Origin of the sequence: Pseudomonas fluorescens (genome assembly GCF_900215245.1) — a bacterium.
GTDB classification, from domain to species: Bacteria; Pseudomonadota; Gammaproteobacteria; order Pseudomonadales; family Pseudomonadaceae; genus Aquipseudomonas; species Aquipseudomonas fluorescens.
Genome location: NZ_LT907842.1, coordinates 5636986 through 5655195, shown reverse-complemented (window position 1 = coordinate 5655195; position 18210 = coordinate 5636986). Strand labels below are relative to the sequence as shown.

The window sequence follows — 18210 nt, the reverse complement described above, 5'->3', positions numbered from 1 at the left end:
GATGTTTAGTCAGCCATCCGGGTGGGGGGACATGCCGCCGGCGCAGAGCGCGATCGGCCCGGCGCTTTCGCGCGGCGCCTGTGTGCTGGCGGGATGTCTGCAACTGGCAAGCATGCTGGGAGGTCGTTCCTACAGACCGCGCAGGACTTATCTGATTCTTTGCAAAGGCCGCGCTCAACCCCCGGAGGAGGCGGTCAGTCGAGTGGTATAACCGGGTGCCTGGATCAGCGCTCCGGGAAGCCGCGTTCTGGTGTTTTCAGCACACCGAGAGCTTTGCGGATGCCGTGCTCGCGGCCGCGAACCTGGGGGATGATGCAGATACCACGGCGGCCATCGTCGGCCAGTTGGCGGGCGCTTATTATGGCGTTCAAGGCATCCCGGCGGGCTGGCTGGAAAAGCTGTGGATGCGCGATGAGATTCAAGCGACGGCCGATGCTCTATTGGGCGCATCCCAAGCCCGTGACTAAAACGCCTCACGCAGCAGGTTGGCCTGGAAGCGATCCAACCGGAAGCACTCAAGCGCTGGCAGGCCCGATAGCGATGGCGTTGCGGCTGCCAGCTGCACGACGATTTCCGCGGTCACTGCGGCTTGCGTCAAGCCCAAATGCTGGTGCCCGAACGCAAGCAGCACCTTGCCATTGCACACCCGATCAATGATCGGCAGCGAGTCAGGCAGCGATGGCCGAAACCCCATCCACGGTGTGGCGCCTTGCACGTTCAGGTCGTGGCGGAACAAACCCTTGCTCAGCCGGTGCAACTGCCATGCACGTTGCATATTTGCCGGGCGATCGAGCCCGGCGAATTCGACGGTGCCTGCCAGGCGCAAGCCGGTGGCCATGGGCGTCATGATGAACTTGCGTTCGAACGAGGTGACGGCAAAGGGCAGGCGGTGCGGCTCAAACGGCAACATCAGGTGGTAGCCGCGCTCGGTGTCCAGCGGGACTTTTTTGCCGGTCAGTGCCGCAGTCAGTTTCGCCGAATGCGCGCCGCAGGCGATCAGTACCTGGCGTGCAGTGAACGTGCCCTGTTCGGTCAGCAGTGACACACCCTCTGGCGCCAGCCGCCCATCCACCACGTGCTGCTTGATAAATTGCACGCCGTGGGCCTTGGCGGCGTTCACCAGTTCGCACACCACCGTGTACGGGTCAACAAAATGCCCGGTCCCCGGGAAAAACAAGCCGCCTTGGATCTCGTCGCTCAACTGCGGCGCCGCCGCGCGCACAGCCGAACCCGACCAGTCAGCCACCGGCACGTTTTGCTGCTGCATGCGCTGGCGCAGCGCATCGAGCGCCTCACGGGAGGCGGCGCGCTCAAACACCAGTAACGAGCCGTCCTGGCGCAACAGGTGGGCCCGGTCGATGCTGTGCAGCAACCGTTGCCACGCGCCCAGGCTGGGCTCATTCAGCGCGCGAATGCCCGCGACCGTGCGCCGATAGTTCGCCGGGCGCAGGTTCAGCAACAGGCGCACAAACCAGGGCAGGGCACGGGGCAGGTATTTCCAGTCCAGGCGCAATGGGCCCATGGGGTCCATCAGCATGGCGGGCAGGCGTTTGAGAATCGACACGTCGGCAATCGGAAAGACCTGCTCGGTGGCCAGGTGCCCGGCGTTGCCGTAGGAGGCGCCCATGCCCGGGTCCTGTGGGTCGATGACCACCACTCGGCGGCCTTGACGCGCCAATTGCAGGGCGCACGCGACGCCAATGATGCCGGCGCCGATGACCGCGATATCTGCTGAGTTGGAGTGAGGCATTGCCTAAGCCTCTCTCTGGCCATTGAGCAACCGCCGCAACAACAGCGGGTTGCCGTGTTGCAGCGCGCTCGGCAGCAAACTGTCCGGGACATCCTGGTAGCACACCGGGCGCAGGAACCGCAGGATCGCCGCCGTGCCGACCGAGGTGCTGCGTGAGTCGGATGTGGCAGGGAAGGGGCCACCGTGGACGATGGCGTCGCAGACCTCCACGCCCGTCGGCCAGTCGTTGACCAGCAGGCGACCGGCCTTGCGTTCCAGTACGGGGAGCAAGGCTTTGGCGCGTATCAGGTCATCCTCATCCAAGTGCAACGTGGCGGTCAGTTGGCCTTCCAGGTGTTCGCAAACCTGGCGGACTTGCGCATCGTCGGCGCACACCACCACCAGGGAGGCCGCGCCGAACACCTCCGCTTGCAGCGGCGCATGGGTTAAAAACGCGTCGGCGCGGGTGATGAACACCTGTGCCTGGCCTTGGTTTGGGCCTTCGGCCGCCAAGCCTTTTGCGACGACCTGAGCGTGTTCTGCGAGTGCACGCACACCGGCTGTGTAGGCATTGAAAATGCCGGGTGTGAGCATGGTCTGCGCCGCGCAGCCCGGGAGCCGTTCGCTCACGGTGGCGACGAAGCGATCAAGGGCCGCGCCGGCGATCGCGATCACCAGCCCCGGGTTCGTACAGAACTGCCCGGCGCCTTGGGTCAACGAAGCCACAAAGCCCTCGGCCAGGCGTTGCGCGCGCGCCTCCAGGGCGGCAGGAAACAGGTACACCGGGTTGATCGAACTCATTTCCGCATACACCGGAATCGGCTCCGGCCGCGCCTGTGCCGCCTGGGTCAGCGCGATACCGCCGCTGCGCGAACCGGTAAAGCCGACGGCCTTGATACGCGGCTCGGTGACCAATGCAATGCCCACCTCGCGACCCGAACCGTACAGCAGCGAAAACACACCTTGCGGCAACCCACAGTCTTTAACCGCCTTGGCCACTGCGCGGCCGACCAGCTCACTGGTGCCGGGATGCGCGCCGTGGGCCTTGACGATCACCGGGCAACCGGCTGCGAATGCTGACGCGGTATCACCGCCCGCCACCGAGAACGCCAGCGGGAAATTACTCGCGCCAAACACGGCCACGGGCCCCAGCGCGATCTGCCGTTGACGCAGGTCCGCACGCGGCAGCGGCTGCCGTTGCGGCTGCGCCGTGTCCACGCGCACATCCAGCCATTCACCCGCGCGCACAGTGCGGGCAAAGGTTCGCAACTGCCCGCACGTCCGGCCGCGTTCGCCTTGAATGCGTGGGCGCGGCAGGCCGGTTTCGGCCACGGCGCGTTCGATCAACGCATCGCCGAGGGCTTCAATGTTGTCCGCAATCGCTTCAAGAAACGCGGCGCGCTCCGCCAGTGAGGTTTCTCGGTAGCTGTCGAAAGCGGCCCACGCCAGCGCGCACGCCTGCTCAACGTGCTCGCCATGGCCGCCGGCGTAGGCCGGTTCCATTGGCGTGCCGGTCGCAGGGTTGATGGCCCGGATCGCTTCGCGATTGCCGGAAACTGCGCGCTGACCGATCAGCATCTTGCCCGTCAGAGTCATGGGGTCGTCCTGGTAAAAAAGGGTTGGCCGCTGTGCGCACCACAGCGGCGCGAAGCGATCAGTCGAGGTTCTGTTCGGCCGACCAGTTGCTGTACCACTGACGGAACAGCGCGTACTGGTTCTCGGCGTAATGCCGCTGGGCGTCGCTGAGTATGTCGGTTTGGTTGAAGTGCAGGGCGTAGCCCTGGTCGCCGTTGAGCACCATCAAGTGCTTGTAATACAGCACCAGATCGCAGCCTTCATCGAAGGACGACAGCACGGCCAGCGCGGCTTCCAGTTCACGCGCCAGGCGTCGGGCCTTGGCGTCGCCTTTGGCCGCCTGCTTGCTCAGGGCGACCAGTTGCAGCACTTCCCGAGGCAGGGCGTTGCCGATGCCGGTAATCGCGCCGGTGGCGTTGCAGTTGACGAAACCGTGTACCACTTGGGTGTCGACACCGACCATCAGGGTCACGTTAGCGTCCTGGGAGGTGATGTTTTCCGCCGCGTAGCGCAGGTCGGCACCGCCGCCGAATTCCTTGAAGCCGATCAGGTTCGGGTGTTCGCGGCGCAGTTCGAAGAACAGCTCAGCGCGGGTGGCGAAGCCGTAGTATGGGCTGTTGTAGATCACCGCCGGCAGGTTGGGCGCGGCCTTGAGGATGGCCGAGAAGTGCGCTTTTTGCGCCGTTGCAGACGCACCACGGGACAACACGCGCGGGATCACCATCAAACCATGGGCACCGACGTGGGCCGCATGGGCTGCGTGGGCCACCGCCTCACGGCTGTTCACCGCGCCGGTGCCGACGATGGTCGGCACACCGGCGGCGACCAGACGGGCCACACCTTCCTGGCGCTCGGCCTCGGTCAGCAACGGCCAGTCCCCCATGGAACCGCAATACACCACGGCGCTCATGCCGATATCGACCAGCTCGCGGCCTTTGGCGACCAGCGCGTCGAAGTCCGGCTTGCGCTCGGCGGTGCACGGGGTCATCAGCGCGGGGATGCAGCCGGTAAAGATGTTGTCGCTCATTGTGCTAACTCCTTGGACTATAGATCGGGGGCTCAGATGCCCCAGGCGAAAGGGTCGTGTTCGTCGATCAGCAGGGTGCTGTCGGCGGTCATGTACGCGCGGCCGGTGATGAAGGGGCGAATGCGCTCGCCCTCCCATTCATAACGGGCTTCGAATTGGCTGCCGGTGATGCTGGCTTGTACCCACGGCGCGCCGGGGGCGAGTTTTCCATCGGCGGCCAGGCACGCGAGTTTGGCGCTGGTGCCGGTGCCGCATGGCGAACGGTCGTAGGCCTTGCCGGGGCACATCACAAAGTTGCGGCTGTCGGCATGGGCGTCGTCGGCGAACAGTTCGATATGGTCGATCAGCGCGCCGTCTGCACCGTGAATGCCTTGGTGCTCCAGGGCCTTGAGCATCGCCCAGGTGTAGTCGGTGAGGGCGTCGACATTGTCCATTTGCAGGGTTTGGCCATGCTCCGAGACCAGGAAAAACCAGTTGCCGCCCCAGGCGATATCGCCATACACCCGCCCATGGCCAGGCACGTCCACCGGCATCTGCTGGCGATAGCGGTAGGCGGGCACATTGCGCAGGGTCACGGCGCCGTCTTCGTGCAAGGTGGCGGCGACGGGACCCACCGGCGTGTCGATGGTGTGCACCCCAGGCGCGATGTACCCCAGGTGGTGCAGGGAGGCGACCAGGCCGAGGGTGCCGTGGCCGCACATGCCGAGGTAACCGGCGTTATTGAAAAAGATCACCCCGCATGTAGCCCCCGGCGTGATGGGCTCGCAGTACAGTGCGCCGACCAGTACGTCATTGCCGCGCGGTTCCAGCAGGCAGGCGCGTCGCCATTGATCGTGCGCGCTGCGCAGGTGGTCGAGCTTGGCGGCGATGGTGGTGCCCGTGAGCTGAGGAAAACCGGTCATGACCAGGCGTGTGGGTTCGCCGCCGGTGTGGGAGTCGATAACGTGCAACCGTTTCATAAAACGCTCCAATCAGTGGGTGGCCGGGGACAATGAGGCGTGGTGATGAAGGTCGCTGACGGCTTCGCTTTCGTCATCTTCGTGTTCCAGGCGCACGAGGTGCGCAGGCACGCCGGTGGCAGCGCCCCAGTAATAGATACCCAGGGCACAGACCGCGACCACCAGCGTGTCAAACGGGTGGCTGATCGCCCCGATACCGCCGAAGCTGCCGAGTTTGGACAGCAGGATGGTCACCGCGTAGAAGCCGATCAGCCACGCCGAGGCGCGCACTTGTTGCTTGAGGTTCAGGTGCGCAGTCGGCACCCAGCGCGCGCACAGCAGGTACACCCCAAACATCAGGATTTGCAGGCCGAGCAGCCACGACACGGTGCTCCAGCCGGACCAGTACACGATCAACGCGGCGATGATGAACGACAGCGGCCCCAGTACCGCCATGCCCTTGACCCGGAACGGCCGCGCCATACCCGGTGCATTGCGGCGCAACGCAGCGACGGTGACCGGGGCGACGGCGTAACTGAGGATCAGCGCAGCGGACACCACATTGATCAGGGCTTCCCAGGACGGGAACGGCAGGGTCCAGAACACCGACAGGCCAAAGGTCAGCCACAACGCCGGGCGCGGGATGCCGGATTTTTCGTCGATACGCGTGAAGAGCTTGAAGAACGTGCCGGTCTGCGCCCAGCCGTACACCACACGCGGGGTGGCGTTCATGTAGATATTGCCGCAGCCGCTGGGGGAGATCACAGCATCGGCCACCACCAGATAGGCCAACCAACCCACGCCCAGAGCCAGGGCAATATCGCGATAGGGCAGCGCCAGCTCCTTGCTGATCCCGGCCCAACCGTCGGCGAGCATCGCGGTTGGCACGCCCCCAAGGAACGCGGTTTGCAGCAGCACATAAATGGCCGTCGACAGCAGCACCGACAGAATCAGCGCAATCGGAATGGTGCGTTGCGGGTTTTTCACTTCACTGGCCACCGAGATGATCGGCGTCAGGCCCAGGTAGGCAAAAATCACGCCGCCGGCCGATACCGCCATTTCAATGCCCGACAAGCCAAATGGCGCAAAACCCTGGACCTGAAAGTTCGCCGGTTTGAAGAAGGTGAAGAGCACGCCGATCACCAGCAGCGGCACGATGAACTTGAATACGCTCACCAGGTTATTGGCGATGGCGAAGGTCTTTACGCTGCGGTAGTTGAGGATAAAAAACAGGCACAGCAGGGCGAACTGCAGCAGCCAGCCGAGGGGGGTCGGGTCGTTGGAGCCGACCTTGGTCAGTTCGGGAAACCAGGCCGCTGCGTATTGGCGCGAGGCGACCACTTCGATCGCCACCAGGCTTGAGAACGCGATCAGCGTGATAAAGCCCATCAGGTAGCCCAGCAGTGGGCCATGGGAGTAAACCGGGTAACGCACCACGCCACCGGCACGCGGCAGGGCGGCGCCGAGTTCGCAGTACACAATGCCCAAGAGCAGCACGGCGAAACCGCCGATCAGCCAGGAAATAATCCCGGCAGGCCCGGCGATCGCGGACACGTGGCTGGCCGCGAACAACCAGCCCGAACCGAAGATGGCGCCCAGCCCGATAAAGGTGAGGTCCATCAGTGAAAGTTGTTTCTTGAACTTGCCTTGAGCAGACATGGCGGCGCCTTCTTGTGAGTTATTGGATAGGCATGCAGTGGCGCTATCGTGAACCCACGAACGCGGCGGCGATTGATGTTTTGCATGGCGATGGATGACGAATTCAGCACACTTTGCGGTGCTCGACAGTGCCGCGCAGATGGCGCAATCTGCCTGGCGTCGACGAATGAATGAGCAATCAAGGTCATGGTGCAGAGCGCGTTTACGGCCCTATTCCAGGGGGCTCGTCCCCACAGCATCGAACAGCTATTGGCCGGAGCGGCGCAGCTGTTGCCGCTGCTGGATGTGATCCCCAATGCCGCGATCTTCATCAAGGACATCGACGCCCGCTACCTGCTCGCCAACCGGACGCTGGTGCAACGCTGTGGCCTCAAGCAGCTGCAACCATTGCTCGGCAAGACCAGCGCCGAGGTGTTCCCCGCTCAACTGGGGCCGGGTTATACCGAGCAGGATCGGCGCGTGCTGGAGCAGGGGTTTGTGCTTGAAGATCAGCTGGAACTGCATCTTTACGGCAGCCGTGAACCCGGCTGGTGCCTGACCCATAAATGGCCGCTGTACAACCAGCGCGGGGAGATCATTGGCTTGGCGGGTATTTCGGTGGACCTTCAGTCAGCCAGTGAAACGCACCCGGCGTACCAGCGTCTGGCGGCCGTGGATGAGCACATCCGTGAGCATTTCAACCGGCGCGTCACCCTTGGCGAACTGACGCGGATCGCCGGGATTTCCGTGGCGCAGCTGGAACGCTATTGCAAACGGGTGTTCCACCTGACGCCACGGCAGATGATCCAAAAAGTGCGCCTGGAGCATGCGCATCGGTTACTGCACACCGACCTGCCCATCACCGAAGTGGCGTTGCAATGCGGGTACACCGACCACAGTGCATTTACCCGCCAGTTCAAGGCGTTGACCGGGTTTACGCCAAGGCAATATCGCCAGCTGGAGTAGTTGCACGTATTGCGATGCAACGAATCGCCCCCGTCGCCCCTCCTATGCTTACGAGTAACCTTTTCACGAACACAGGTATTGGGCTTATGACGGCGGCTGACAACGATCATGTGAACTGGCTGGTGCAACAATCGATGCTCAACGCGGCGCGTCAACGGGCCAAGCTCTATTCGGGGCAGGGGCGGTTGTGGCAGCAGCCGTATGCGCAGACCCGGCCCCGTGATGCCACCGCGTTGTCGTCGGTGTGGTTTACCGCGTACCCGGCGTCGATTGTGACCCGTGAGCACGGCACGGTGCTCGAGGCGCTCGGCGATGAGAGCCTGTGGCATGCGCTGTCGAAGATCGGCATCCAGGGCATTCACAATGGCCCGCTGAAAAAGTCCGGTGGGCTTTCTGGCACCCGGCATACGCCGACCATCGACGGTAATTTCGACCGCATTAGTTTCGACATCGACCCGCAACTCGGCACCGAGGCACAGTTGCAGGCGCTGACGCGCATGGCTGCCGCGCATAATGCGGTGATCATTGACGACGTGATTCCCTCCCATACCGGCAAGGGCGCCGATTTTCGCCTGGCCGAGATGGCGTACGAGGACTATCCCGGCCTGTACCACATGGTGGAAATCCGCGAAGAGGACTGGCCGCTGCTACCTGAAGTGGCGCAGGGCCGTGATGCGCAGAACCTCAGCCCGCTGCAGGTGGATGCGCTGCGCGACAAGCATTACATCGTTGGCCAGTTACAGCGGGTGATTTTCTTCGAACCCGGTGTAAAGGAAACCGACTGGAGCGCAACACCGGTGGTCGTCGGCGTGGATGGCAAGCCGCGCCGCTGGGTGTACCTGCATTACTTCAAGGAAGGCCAGCCGTCACTGAACTGGCTGGACCCTTCGTTTGCGGCGCAGCAGATGATCATCGGCGATGCCCTGCATGCCATTGATGTGATGGGCGCCAAGATCCTGCGCCTCGATGCCAATGGTTTCCTCGGCGTGGAGCGCAAGTTGGATGGCACCGCCTGGTCCGAGAGCCATCCGCTGTCTATTACCGGCAACCAGTTGTTGGGCGGGGCGATCCGTAAGGCGGGCGGGTTCAGCTTTCAAGAGCTGAACCTGACCGTAGACGACATCGCGGCCATGTCTCACGGCGGCGCCGATCTTTCCTATGACTTCATCACGCGGCCGGCTTACCAGCATGCGTTGCTGATGGGCGACACCGAGTTTCTGCGCCTGATGTTGCGTGAGATGCACAGCCAGGGAATCGATCCCGGTTCACTCATCCATGCGTTGCAGAATCACGATGAGCTGACCCTGGAACTCGTGCATTTCTGGACCTTGCACGCCCACGACAGCTACCTCTATCAAGGTCAGACGTTCCCCGGCAACATCCTGCGCGAGCATATTCGCGAACAGATGTATGAGCGCCTGGCCGGTGACCATGCGCCGTATAACCTCAAATTCGTGACCAACGGCGTGTCCTGCACCACCGCCAGCATTATCACCGCCGCCCTTGGCATTCGTGATCTGGAGGCGATTACGCCGGCCGACATCCAGCAGATCCGCCAGATCCATTTGCTGTTGGTGATGTACAACGCCATGCAGCCGGGGGTGTTTGCCTTGTCCGGCTGGGACCTGGTGGGCGCGTTGCCACTGGCGGCCGATGAGGTGGCGCACTTGATGGGCGATGGGGACACCCGCTGGATCCATCGAGGCGCCTATGACCTGGTGGACCTGAACCCGGATGCCGAGCTGTCCGCAGGGCAAATGCCGCGTTCGAAAACCTTGTACGGCAGCCTCAACCGCCAATTGCAGGACCCGGAGTCATTTGCCGCACAGCTGCAGAAAATCCTCGCGGTGCGCAATGCCTACGGGATCGCAGCCAGCCGCCAGATTCTGGTGCCGGATGTCGAGCATCCTGGTTTGCTGATCATGGTTCACGAGTTGCCGGCCGGGAAGGGCACGCAAATCACCGCGCTTAACTTCGGCGCCACACCGATCACTGAAACCCTGCACCTGCCGAACATCGCGCCGGGGCCAGTGGTGGACATCATCAATGAGCGGGTTGAAGGCGATCTCACCGCCGAGGGGGATTTCACCATCACGCTGGATGCCTACGAAGGGCTGGCGCTGCGGGTGGTCAGTCATTCGCCGATGCTGTAGGTGCTGAACACACGTATTGACTCGTCGACGCCATACAAAACGCCCGATGCGTTGCATCGGGCGTTGGGCTGAGGCCGCCGTAACGCTATTTCAGGACGGGATGGCGTTCAACGCGTGCAGAAACGCGGTGTGTTTCAGCGTCTGCGAAAACATCGGCAGGGTGAAGTGCTCGGCAGCGTGTTGTTGCTCCTCACTGAAGGTCGCGGTGCAGTCGGTCAACGTGACGACGTCGTAGCCCTTTTCATAACCGGATCGAACCGTGCCTTCGACACAGCAGTTGGTCAGGAAGCCCGCAACCACCAGGTTCTGGATGCCATTGTTGCGCAACACCAGGTCCAGGCCGGTGGTGGCAAAGGCGTCCAGCCCGCGTTTGCCCTCTACCACGATGTCGGCGGGCTCACGGGGCAGCGCGGCGCTGATCTCGGCGCCCCAGCTGCCTGCGCGAAAGGCGCTGCCGTCTGCCACGCCTTTGAGAATCCCGTAAGAGCGGTTCGTCAGCTCGGGGTAGCCCTCGGCAAATTGGATCGGCATGTGAATGATCTTCACACCCAGCTTGCGTGCCTGTTGGATCGTGGTAGCGGTGTTCGCCAGCATGTCGGTTTGGTGCATGACACCCTTGACGGCGTCGTGGAAGACGCCGCCCGGGGTGGTGAAATCGTTTTGGAACTCAATTAACACCAGCGCGGTTTTAGTCGGGTTCATCGTGATGCTCCGATAGGTGGGTGTTTGCACGGTTGTGCGATGGCACATCAGTTATAGGCGTTTAATCCTCGATCGGGTGCGTTTATGAACGACTCGCGTCACGAGATCGCAACCGGGTAATGGCAACGTAGCGCCACCGCTACTCGGCTGTTCCCCTTTCAGGATTGAATCATGCGCCTATCCATGGGTGTTTTACTTGGGCTGTGTGTGCTGTTGCCCCGTTTGACCCTGGCTGAACCGACTGGTTTTGCAACACAGGACATTACCTTCATCAGTGCCGGTATTTCACTGGCCGGCACGGTCTTCTTGCCTGAGCATCCTAAGGCCGGCGTGGTCCTGGTGCACGGTTCCGGGCAGGAAAAACGCATGACAAACTTCGCGACGCTATTGGCCGCGCGGGGTATCGCGGTGTTGACCTATGACAAGCGGGGTGTCGGCCAATCTGCCGGTGTTTATGCAGGCCCGGAGGTCGGCACCAACAACCTGGATGCGTCGAACCTGACGGTGTTGGCGGGTGATGCGAACGCAGCCGTCGCGGCCTTAGCCAGCACGCTGGCGGCCAGTCGGTTGCCGGTTGGGCTGGTCGGTTTCAGCCAGGCTGGCTGGATCATTCCCATCGCGGCAGCACACAACCCCGGCGTGCGCTTCATGGTGTTGTTCAGCGGGCCCCTGCTCACAACGCGTGAGCAACTGCGGTTTCAGTTCCTGACGCAGGGCAAAGCGGACTTCTGGAATAACCACAGCGAAACCGACGTACGCACGCATATCGCTGAAGACCCTGACCGCTACGCGTTTGCCGACACGGACCCCCGCGACTCGCTTGCCCGGGTTTCGATTCCAGGGCTCTGGCTGCTGGGTGGCAAGGACCTGCAAACACCGGCGTTCCTGGCGATGGAGCGGTTGGACGCAATGAGTGCCAAGGGCCAGGCATTTGCATACCGGCTCTATCCCGAGCTGGGGCACAACGTCACGCCCGGTGGCGTCGGCCAATCGGTTGAGGACGCGCTTCAATGGATCATCTTGCGCTAGTGCATCTAGACCTTACGTTGAACGTCACGCGACGTCGGTCTTCATCAGACCCATGCAGCGCGCTTTGTTTGACAGGCGTGGCCCGGTAGCGGTTTGCCGAGCCAACTCAAGCAGAATTCATCGACTTCCACCCATGATTCGCCAGGCGATTGTTGGCATCGAATGAGCCCTGAGCAGACGCCGTTTTGATCAATTCTGACAAAGGAGCGGAATTTCGGGCTAGTGAAGAAAAGTAACCTAAGGCACAGCATGATGTTCCCCTGATTGAGTGCAATTTAGGTATAGCTTTATTTCAGGTTAAGGCCAGTAAACTCAGGGTTTTATGCTGGGTATTTCGCTTCGGTTGTCTGACGTTCGCGGGTTCTGCAGGGCGCCGCTTGGATGGCGTTAGCCAGCTAGCATACGGGGATGAAGACGGTCATTCACGTTCCTGAAAATGACAGGCTTTCTCAGCGTGAGCAGGCGAGAGCTGCTTTCAGTGCACCGGCTGCGGCGCTGCGTGGCGATACGTTCTCTACCGCGGCAGGCCCTGATGCAAATTCTTCAAAGGCGCAGGGGGATTAGTCCCCGCGTCCATTTCTGCTGACGGTCAGGCCGTCGTGTTGACTTGCGTACCTATCGATCCCGAGGTCGCTTTGGGTTGTTCGACTTCACCTGGCGTGCTGCCGTCATGATCGCCGTCGCTGTCTGCCTGCACGGCTGGGCGAACTTGAGGCTTGATGGCTGCCGGTTGGCCGGGTGTGAGGTGGGTCGTACCCGTGATGGCCGATGTCATGTTGATCCCCTTAAGAAGTTGCAGTGTGAGTTCATACTATCGGCGAGGTTTTTTAATGTTTAGGTGTTTTGATCGACGGACGCATGAATAAAAATAATTGAGATCGGTTCCCGGGCTTAAGTTTGGTTGGGCAACTTAACGCGTCTTAATGAAGTGTGAAAACGTTGTGATAAAAGTGTGAAGGGTTACCCGCCGCTACTGTTGATAATCTATGCGGCAATCGGTTTGCCCGGTTAATGATCAAGATCTGGACGCCGCCACGGGTCCACGTGCGTCATCAGGTTCAAAACGCGAGGGATACGCATCACGTGTTCTCTGGCACACACTGCAATCGCATGCCCTTCTTCAACGCTGATTGAGGCGTCCACTTCGATATGCGCGTCGACAATGATCATATCCCCCATTTTTCGCGTGCGTAGATCATGGACACCTTTAATGCCGGGTGTGTTGTGCAGCGTCGCGCGAATAGTTGCTACTTCCTGCTCGTCGGCAGACCGGTCCATCAGGTCGTGCAATGAGTCCCAGGTAAAGTGCCCACCCATCTTGGCGATCATGCCTCCGACGACAAGCGCAGCAATGGGGTCAAGGATCGGGTAACCCGCCAGGTTACCCACGATGCCAACACCGACAACCAAGGAGGACGCGGCGTCGGACCTGGCGTGCCAGGCATTGGCAACCAGCAAGCTGGACTTCACTTTTTTGGCGACCCTGAGCATGAAGCGAAACAACAGCTCCTTGGCCGCCAGCGCAGCAACAGCCACCCATAAGGCCGCAACGTGCACCGTAGGAATCGACTCAGGGGTTTGCAGCTTGAACACTGCGGAGACGATCATGCCGATGCCCACGATCAACAGTAACAGGCCCAACACCATGGAGGCTGCGGTCTCGAAACGCAGGTGCCCATACGGGTGACCGTCGTCGGCATCCTCTTTACCTTTATGGCTGGCGAACAGCACCACAAAATCAGCGATCAAGTCGGAGAGTGAATGAATCCCATCGGCTACAAGCCCCTGGGATTTTGACAGTACGCCTACTGCAATCTGGGTGAGCGAGAGCACGGTATTGACGATGACGCTGACCCAGGTGCACCGGGAGGCGGCCGCTGCACGCTCGAGCTGACTATAACCTTCGTCTTCAGGTTCGTCAGAGAACTGTTCATGGTTCATGTGTTGTTTCTCTAGTTGAAATGGAGACTCGTCTCGCCGTGCGAAAACACCGCTTGCACGGTAGTAGTTAGACTTTATTGGGGCGCGAGGGTAAGGTTTATAGCGCTATTAAAGCAAGCCGCTGGAAGCGTTAAATAGAGCTATCTAAGCTCGATATAGTACGGCTGCGGTTACAGATGTTAATGCTAATGTTTCGCGTAATTAAGACGCCGGCCCAACTGCAGGTTGAAAACTGCCAAACTGTTGTAGCGCGCGCATGAGCGAGCGCCGCTTTATGGGACTTTATAAGGTGGGTGCGGTGAGTTTTATATCGAACTTGAATCGTGTGCTGCCCGCCATAACCGATCGCGGTGATTGCTCGCCGGTGGCACGCCGATAACGGTGCTTGCCGCGACAGCGGCTGCCGTTGACGTGCGGATTTACAGTTCAATAACAGTTCAATAAGTGCACAGCCGAACGGTTTCGCTCAGAATCGGCTACCCGCCCGGCCATGACGCACGAACGATCACCCGGCGTCAGGCCGTCGGGCGGGCAGTGTTTGCTTGTTCGGGTGCAGCGAAGGCTGAGCTCGGGCTACTCAGTCAGTTCGCTCAAAGGGTCAAGTGTTGAAAGTGTTTAAGGGATACAGCACGGCGTTGTTGACGTTGCTCATGTCGACCACGGTTGCCGCCGATGAATTGCCGGAGGGCCCGTTACTCCAGCGATTTGGTGCGGCCATCAATGAGCTGCCTAAACCGGCAGCGCCTCCCGAGGCGAAGCCTGTACCCCGTGAATTACCTAGCGAGGGGCTGGAGGCGCTCAACCACCCTGGTACGCCCGTCAGGCGCGAGTTCGAAAAAACCGGAAACCCCACTATCGACAACATGCGGGCTCGCGATCAGGATGCGTGCCGCAGGGTTCGAGGCGCGGCCATTTGGCTGGGCAACGCGCAGGCTCTTGGGTGTGAATAGGAGGCTTAACGATGGAGCAGCAATTTACTGAAAGTGAGTCTATTTATCTGGCGGATAAGCTGGCGTCCTGTGTCGACGAGTTGGTTGAGCAGACGATGGACTTGATTGCCGGCGTAGAGGCGAGCGCAAACAGTGAATTTGCTTCCCAAGGACTGGTTTTTGTTGAGCATTCGCCGGCCAATGCGGACTTTCTGACGGTTGCCCTGATGGAAGCGTTATTCCATAAACTGCATCAGGGAGACCCGGCGGCGGCGGAATTGATGTTGACCATGATGGCCAAACAGACGGGCATTGGCTTGCACGTAGACGCCTGCGGTTAATGGTCTAAGACCGATCAGACTTGCCAGGCGTGCTTCAGGCTATCGCCGGCTGATTGGCCGGATCAGTTCCGGCCCTTGTTTGCGCACGTTGCCCACGGCGGGGTCAACCTTGAACCACTCGAAAGCCGTGGAGGGCTCACCCTGGTGCAACGCCATCTGCTCGGCGCGCGCCTTTGACGTGGCCGGGTCCAGCCATTCGCGCGCGAGTTCCGGCGTGAGCACCACCGGCCGGCGGTCGTGAATGTCGACCATCCCGCCAGCGCTGTCGGCGGTGATAATCACAAAGCCGTCATGTTCGCCCGGACCTTCATCGGCATCCGGCAGTTGGCCAATGGACGCACACAGGACCGGCGCACCGTCGCGCCTGCGGATCAGGTATGGCTGTTTCTTCGGCCCACCTTCATCGACCCACTCGAACCAATTGTCGATCGGCGTGATTGCCCGGTGCGGCCAGATCGCCCGGAAAAACGCGCTGTGGGCAACTTTTTCGACGCGTGCATTGATTGGCGTGACGCGATCCCTTGCCCAATGTGGCCGCCATCCCCACCGCACCGGATCGGCCAACAGCCGTTCGCCCTGGACGTGCAGCAGGGCTACCTGGTTGGTCGGGGCCACGTTGTAACGCTCGATCGGTTGGTCACCGGCGTTGTTCGCTAGCGCATTGGGCATGCTGAGCGCGGCAACGAAGTCATGAATGCCCCGATACTGTGAAAGTCTTCCGCACATGGCTTAGCCCTCAGTCGCTGTGAGCTTAGACAATCGTGGCCAGGCGCGGTCTCAATTCATTCACGACGGCCTGTGTGGCGTCAGGCTATTGGGTGCAGGCTTTCAGTTGTTGCGCCGCGTTCTTGAGCAGCACCAACGAACCGGCCAGCAACACCAGGTCCTTGATCAGAAAAGAGCTGGCGCCGCCCATGGCTGGAAAACCACCCGCCGACGCCTCCCAGCCGCCCGGCGTGGTCAGCAGCAGGCTGGCGGTTGTCAGATAGGTCAGCGCGGACGCGGCGGCGGCAATCAGCGCGATCCTTGGCGACCACGCACCGACAGCCAGGCCCAGACCGATAGTCCATTCAGCTGCGCCTAGCGCATAACTTGCACCCTGAGTGCCAAACACGCCGTACATCCAGGCGAGGAGGGGGCTGTTACTGATCAGTGGGACCAATGCCTGGGCTTCGTAATCAAACCATTTTGTGTAGCCAAACATTAGAAATATCAAGACCAGCACCCAGCGCATGAATTCGACTTCAAACGACTGGCGAAGAAAACGGGAATAGCGTGTTGAGAGCATGGGATTTCCTAAAGGTCAGTCAGTGTTGTAGACCTAGAGTTAGCTCAACGCGGTGCGTTACAGATTTTGTAAGAATTTTGAAAAGAACGTATCAAGGAGGGTATTTGCCGGCCGCCAGCGCGCCCACGCAAATCAATGGGCATGCGCCGCGAGATGATTGCCAGCGCTGGACCAGTAAGCGCGACCGTGGCCTGTCATTCAGGATCATTCCAGCGCCGCGAGGAATGGGTGTTCAGTCGGCAGGACGCCGAGGAAGCGCTACGAAGCGAGGGTGGATTTGCGCAGCGGAAAAGATAAGGGCCTGCATGAAGTTCATCATGCAAGCCCTTGATATCTATGGTGCCCGAACCCGGAATCGAACCGGGACGCCCTTACGAGCGGGGGATTTTAAGTCCCATGCGTCTACCAGTTTCGCCATTCGGGCGGTAGCGCGGTGCAGCAGGGTTGGGAATATATAGACCCAAGCGTTTGGATGCAAGGTTGAAAGCTGCGTTTGTTGCACTCATGCAAAGCTGAAAAAGCTTGTCAGATCAGTGATCTACACAGGGAGCCCGGCGCTATGGCGAGGTTTTCCCACCTCGCGAAACACTCCTGTCAAAAACCGGTAGGCGGCTCATTTAGAGTGAGTGCTCACTTTAAACACAGGTCCGGCCATGAAATTTGCATCTGTACGTCTGGTTACCGCGCAGTTTGACGCCCTCGTCCAGTTCTATCAAAAACTCTCAAGCATCGAGGCCCGGCACCTTGCACCGGGGTTCGCTGAGTTTCACTTCGAGGGTGTTGTCCTGGCGATAAGCGACGAACGCTTGATCCGCCTGCATAACAACGGGCTGGCCGTCGCCGGCAGCAATCGTTCGGCGATCCTGGAGTTTCACGTGGCTGATGTGGCGGCGCTGGTGCTTCAGGTCGGCAGCGCGGCAGTGGTGATGCCTATGACGAACATGCCATGGGGCAATACGTCCGCGCTGCTTCAGGATCCTGAGGGGAACCTGTTGAACATCTTTTCAACACCTGAATAAGTCGAGCAATCAAACAAATGGCTGCCCGCTGAACCCGCGTGGCAGACGCTGCAACCCGGGCAGGTCGGTCAGGCGTTGCGTCCAGGCACTGCGCCAGTCAATGGCCGTAGAGGTCTTGGCTTTGCGCGCGGTGCGGCGGGCGGCGTTGCGCTGGGTACGACGGGCTTCTTTGTAGGCGTCGGTATTACGGCAGGTGCGGCATTTGACTCGGTTCAGCTCGGTGCTGGAAGGGAGGTCGGTGCCGTGGTGGCCGCAGGCTAGATGCCCGGCGACCTTGAAGTGAGTGACCATGTAAGCGTCTCCTTCTTATGGGGGAGCGCGCATCCCAAAAGCAGCGGCTACGCGCAAGCGGGGCCGGGCAATGAACCCCGGCGCCGTATAGTTACGACCCCACGTACGACGCAGCGTTCGGTTTTGCCCTTACGCGTGTTCACGTTACCCTGTCAGGCCAAAAAACATAAAAAAGGAATGAATGATGAGCGTCGAAAACCTGCCGCTGGAAGGCAGTTGCCGCTGTAACCGGGTGCGTTTCAGCGTCAGCCTGCCACCCGTGATCACCATGGCGTGCCATTGCAGCGGTTGCCAGAAAATGACCTCCAGCGCGTTCTCCCTCAGCGCCCTGATTCCGGCGGCCGGCTTTACCGTCACCCAGGGCTGCCCGGTTATCGGCGGCCTGCACGGTGTAGACCGTCACTATTGCTGCCCGCATTGCATGAGTTGGCTGTTTACACGCCCGCATGGCATCGACGAGTTCGTCAACGTGCGGGCGACCTTACTGGATAACGCCCGCGACTATGTGCCGTTTATGGAAACCTGGACCTGTGAAAAACTGCCTTGGGCGGCCACGCCAGCCGTTGAAAGCTTTGCGCAGTTGCCCGAGCCGCAAGACTTTCCACGCTTGATGCAGGCCTACGCCGCGTTCAGCGCCGGCTGAA

Annotated in this window: 17 protein-coding genes, 1 tRNA gene and 1 pseudogene; 7 read left to right on the top strand and 12 right to left on the bottom strand. The window is 60.8% G+C overall.

The genetic code is table 11. The annotated features are described in order from the left end of the window. Window positions 1–236: 236 nt before the first annotated feature. Window positions 237–467: pseudogene (locus tag CPH89_RS26110) on the top strand (ADP-ribosylglycohydrolase family protein); the annotation flags it as partial. Here CPH89_RS26110 and CPH89_RS26105 read toward each other — a convergent pair. The 5 genes from CPH89_RS26105 to CPH89_RS26085 are packed head-to-tail and all read right to left on the bottom strand — an operon-like array spanning window position 464 to window position 6928. After that, on the bottom strand, window positions 464–1750 hold the full coding sequence (locus CPH89_RS26105; RefSeq protein WP_053255913.1) for an NAD(P)/FAD-dependent oxidoreductase: 1287 nt from the start codon (window positions 1748–1750) through the stop codon (window positions 464–466). The pseudogene CPH89_RS26110 and the gene CPH89_RS26105 overlap by 4 nt on opposite strands. Window positions 1751–1753: 3 nt before the next feature. Then, the gene (locus tag CPH89_RS26100; RefSeq protein ID WP_053255914.1) at window positions 1754–3325 is read right to left on the bottom strand and encodes an aldehyde dehydrogenase (NADP(+)); all 1572 of its coding nucleotides are present in this window, start codon (window positions 3323–3325) and stop codon (window positions 1754–1756) included. Window positions 3326–3383: 58 nt separating this feature from the next. Then, a complete protein-coding gene (locus CPH89_RS26095; RefSeq protein ID WP_053255915.1) occupies window positions 3384–4331 on the bottom strand; it encodes a dihydrodipicolinate synthase family protein in 948 nt (315 codons plus the stop codon). A gap of 32 nt (window positions 4332–4363) precedes the next feature. Beyond that, window positions 4364–5290 carry a 4-hydroxyproline epimerase gene (locus CPH89_RS26090; protein ID WP_053255916.1) on the bottom strand — a complete coding sequence of 309 codons (927 nt, stop codon included), beginning with the start codon at window positions 5288–5290 and terminating at the stop codon, window positions 4364–4366. A 12-nt stretch (window positions 5291–5302) separates the two neighbouring features. Beyond that, a complete protein-coding gene (locus tag CPH89_RS26085; RefSeq protein ID WP_053255917.1) occupies window positions 5303–6928 on the bottom strand; it encodes an APC family permease in 1626 nt (541 codons plus the stop codon). Between the two features lie 186 nt (window positions 6929–7114). Here CPH89_RS26085 and CPH89_RS26080 point away from each other — a divergent pair, with 186 nt between their 5' ends. After that, a complete protein-coding gene (locus CPH89_RS26080; protein WP_053255918.1) occupies window positions 7115–7873 on the top strand; it encodes an AraC family transcriptional regulator in 759 nt (252 codons plus the stop codon). Window positions 7874–7959: 86 nt separating this feature from the next. Next, window positions 7960–10026, top strand: coding sequence for a maltose alpha-D-glucosyltransferase (treS, locus tag CPH89_RS26075; RefSeq protein ID WP_053255919.1), 2067 nt, complete (start codon window positions 7960–7962; stop codon window positions 10024–10026). Between the two features lie 90 nt (window positions 10027–10116). Here the strand turns inward: treS and CPH89_RS26070 are convergent, their stop codons facing one another. Continuing rightward, window positions 10117–10728: a cysteine hydrolase family protein gene (locus tag CPH89_RS26070; protein WP_053255920.1), complete on the bottom strand. Its 612-nt coding sequence runs from the start codon at window positions 10726–10728 to the stop codon at window positions 10117–10119. Between the two features lie 171 nt (window positions 10729–10899). Here CPH89_RS26070 and CPH89_RS26065 point away from each other — a divergent pair, with 171 nt between their 5' ends. Further along, window positions 10900–11757, top strand: coding sequence for an alpha/beta hydrolase family protein (locus CPH89_RS26065; protein WP_053255921.1), 858 nt, complete (start codon window positions 10900–10902; stop codon window positions 11755–11757). A 589-nt stretch (window positions 11758–12346) separates the two neighbouring features. On the opposite strand, the gene CPH89_RS30275 is transcribed toward CPH89_RS26065, so the two are convergent. Continuing rightward, window positions 12347–12532 carry a hypothetical protein gene (locus CPH89_RS30275; protein WP_104814072.1) on the bottom strand — a complete coding sequence of 62 codons (186 nt, stop codon included), beginning with the start codon at window positions 12530–12532 and terminating at the stop codon, window positions 12347–12349. A gap of 233 nt (window positions 12533–12765) precedes the next feature. Continuing rightward, window positions 12766–13698 (bottom strand): cation diffusion facilitator family transporter, encoded by a 933-nt coding sequence (locus CPH89_RS26055; protein WP_053255922.1) that lies wholly within the window; start codon window positions 13696–13698, stop codon window positions 12766–12768. Between the two features lie 961 nt (window positions 13699–14659). Here CPH89_RS26055 and CPH89_RS26045 point away from each other — a divergent pair. Continuing rightward, on the top strand, window positions 14660–14968 hold the full coding sequence (locus tag CPH89_RS26045; RefSeq protein ID WP_053255924.1) for a hypothetical protein: 309 nt from the start codon (window positions 14660–14662) through the stop codon (window positions 14966–14968). 39 nt (window positions 14969–15007) lie between these two features. Here the strand turns inward: CPH89_RS26045 and CPH89_RS26040 are convergent, their stop codons facing one another. The 3 genes from CPH89_RS26040 to CPH89_RS26030 form a co-directional block, all read right to left on the bottom strand. Then, on the bottom strand, window positions 15008–15694 hold the full coding sequence (locus CPH89_RS26040) for an SOS response-associated peptidase family protein (RefSeq protein WP_053255925.1): 687 nt from the start codon (window positions 15692–15694) through the stop codon (window positions 15008–15010). An 85-nt stretch (window positions 15695–15779) separates the two neighbouring features. Beyond that, window positions 15780–16256, bottom strand: coding sequence for a YkgB family protein (locus CPH89_RS26035; RefSeq protein WP_053255926.1), 477 nt, complete (start codon window positions 16254–16256; stop codon window positions 15780–15782). Between the two features lie 337 nt (window positions 16257–16593). Continuing rightward, a tRNA-Leu gene (locus CPH89_RS26030) sits at window positions 16594–16680 on the bottom strand. Window positions 16681–16909: 229 nt separating this feature from the next. On the opposite strand from CPH89_RS26030, the gene CPH89_RS26025 reads away from it, so the two are divergent. Continuing rightward, entirely contained in the window at window positions 16910–17275 is a 366-nt protein-coding gene (locus tag CPH89_RS26025) for a VOC family protein (protein ID WP_053255927.1), read from the top strand. Between the two features lie 9 nt (window positions 17276–17284). On the opposite strand, the gene CPH89_RS26020 is transcribed toward CPH89_RS26025, so the two are convergent. After that, window positions 17285–17566 (bottom strand): hypothetical protein, encoded by a 282-nt coding sequence (locus CPH89_RS26020; RefSeq protein ID WP_053255928.1) that lies wholly within the window; start codon window positions 17564–17566, stop codon window positions 17285–17287. Window positions 17567–17750: 184 nt separating this feature from the next. Here CPH89_RS26020 and CPH89_RS26015 point away from each other — a divergent pair, with 184 nt between their 5' ends. After that, window positions 17751–18209, top strand: coding sequence for a GFA family protein (locus CPH89_RS26015; RefSeq protein WP_053255929.1), 459 nt, complete (start codon window positions 17751–17753; stop codon window positions 18207–18209). Window position 18210: the final 1 nt, after the last annotated feature.

What these genes read in the sequence shown, in the direction of transcription:
- CPH89_RS26105 (WP_053255913.1), bottom strand. Translation starts at nt 1,750, where the DNA reads ATGCCTCACTCCAACTCAGCAGATATCGCGGTCATCGGCGCCGGCATC.
- CPH89_RS26100 (WP_053255914.1), bottom strand. Translation starts at nt 3,325, where the DNA reads ATGACTCTGACGGGCAAGATGCTGATCGGTCAGCGCGCAGTTTCCGGC.
- CPH89_RS26095 (WP_053255915.1), bottom strand. Translation starts at nt 4,331, where the DNA reads ATGAGCGACAACATCTTTACCGGCTGCATCCCCGCGCTGATGACCCCG.
- CPH89_RS26090 (WP_053255916.1), bottom strand. Translation starts at nt 5,290, where the DNA reads ATGAAACGGTTGCACGTTATCGACTCCCACACCGGCGGCGAACCCACA.
- CPH89_RS26085 (WP_053255917.1), bottom strand. Translation starts at nt 6,928, where the DNA reads ATGTCTGCTCAAGGCAAGTTCAAGAAACAACTTTCACTGATGGACCTC.
- CPH89_RS26080 (WP_053255918.1), top strand. Translation starts at nt 7,115, where the DNA reads ATGGTGCAGAGCGCGTTTACGGCCCTATTCCAGGGGGCTCGTCCCCAC.
- treS (WP_053255919.1), top strand. Translation starts at nt 7,960, where the DNA reads ATGACGGCGGCTGACAACGATCATGTGAACTGGCTGGTGCAACAATCG.
- CPH89_RS26070 (WP_053255920.1), bottom strand. Translation starts at nt 10,728, where the DNA reads ATGAACCCGACTAAAACCGCGCTGGTGTTAATTGAGTTCCAAAACGAT.
- CPH89_RS26065 (WP_053255921.1), top strand. Translation starts at nt 10,900, where the DNA reads ATGCGCCTATCCATGGGTGTTTTACTTGGGCTGTGTGTGCTGTTGCCC.
- CPH89_RS30275 (WP_104814072.1), bottom strand. Translation starts at nt 12,532, where the DNA reads ATGACATCGGCCATCACGGGTACGACCCACCTCACACCCGGCCAACCG.
- CPH89_RS26055 (WP_053255922.1), bottom strand. Translation starts at nt 13,698, where the DNA reads ATGAACCATGAACAGTTCTCTGACGAACCTGAAGACGAAGGTTATAGT.
- CPH89_RS26045 (WP_053255924.1), top strand. Translation starts at nt 14,660, where the DNA reads ATGGAGCAGCAATTTACTGAAAGTGAGTCTATTTATCTGGCGGATAAG.
- CPH89_RS26040 (WP_053255925.1), bottom strand. Translation starts at nt 15,694, where the DNA reads ATGTGCGGAAGACTTTCACAGTATCGGGGCATTCATGACTTCGTTGCC.
- CPH89_RS26035 (WP_053255926.1), bottom strand. Translation starts at nt 16,256, where the DNA reads ATGCTCTCAACACGCTATTCCCGTTTTCTTCGCCAGTCGTTTGAAGTC.
- CPH89_RS26025 (WP_053255927.1), top strand. Translation starts at nt 16,910, where the DNA reads ATGAAATTTGCATCTGTACGTCTGGTTACCGCGCAGTTTGACGCCCTC.
- CPH89_RS26020 (WP_053255928.1), bottom strand. Translation starts at nt 17,566, where the DNA reads ATGGTCACTCACTTCAAGGTCGCCGGGCATCTAGCCTGCGGCCACCAC.
- CPH89_RS26015 (WP_053255929.1), top strand. Translation starts at nt 17,751, where the DNA reads ATGAGCGTCGAAAACCTGCCGCTGGAAGGCAGTTGCCGCTGTAACCGG.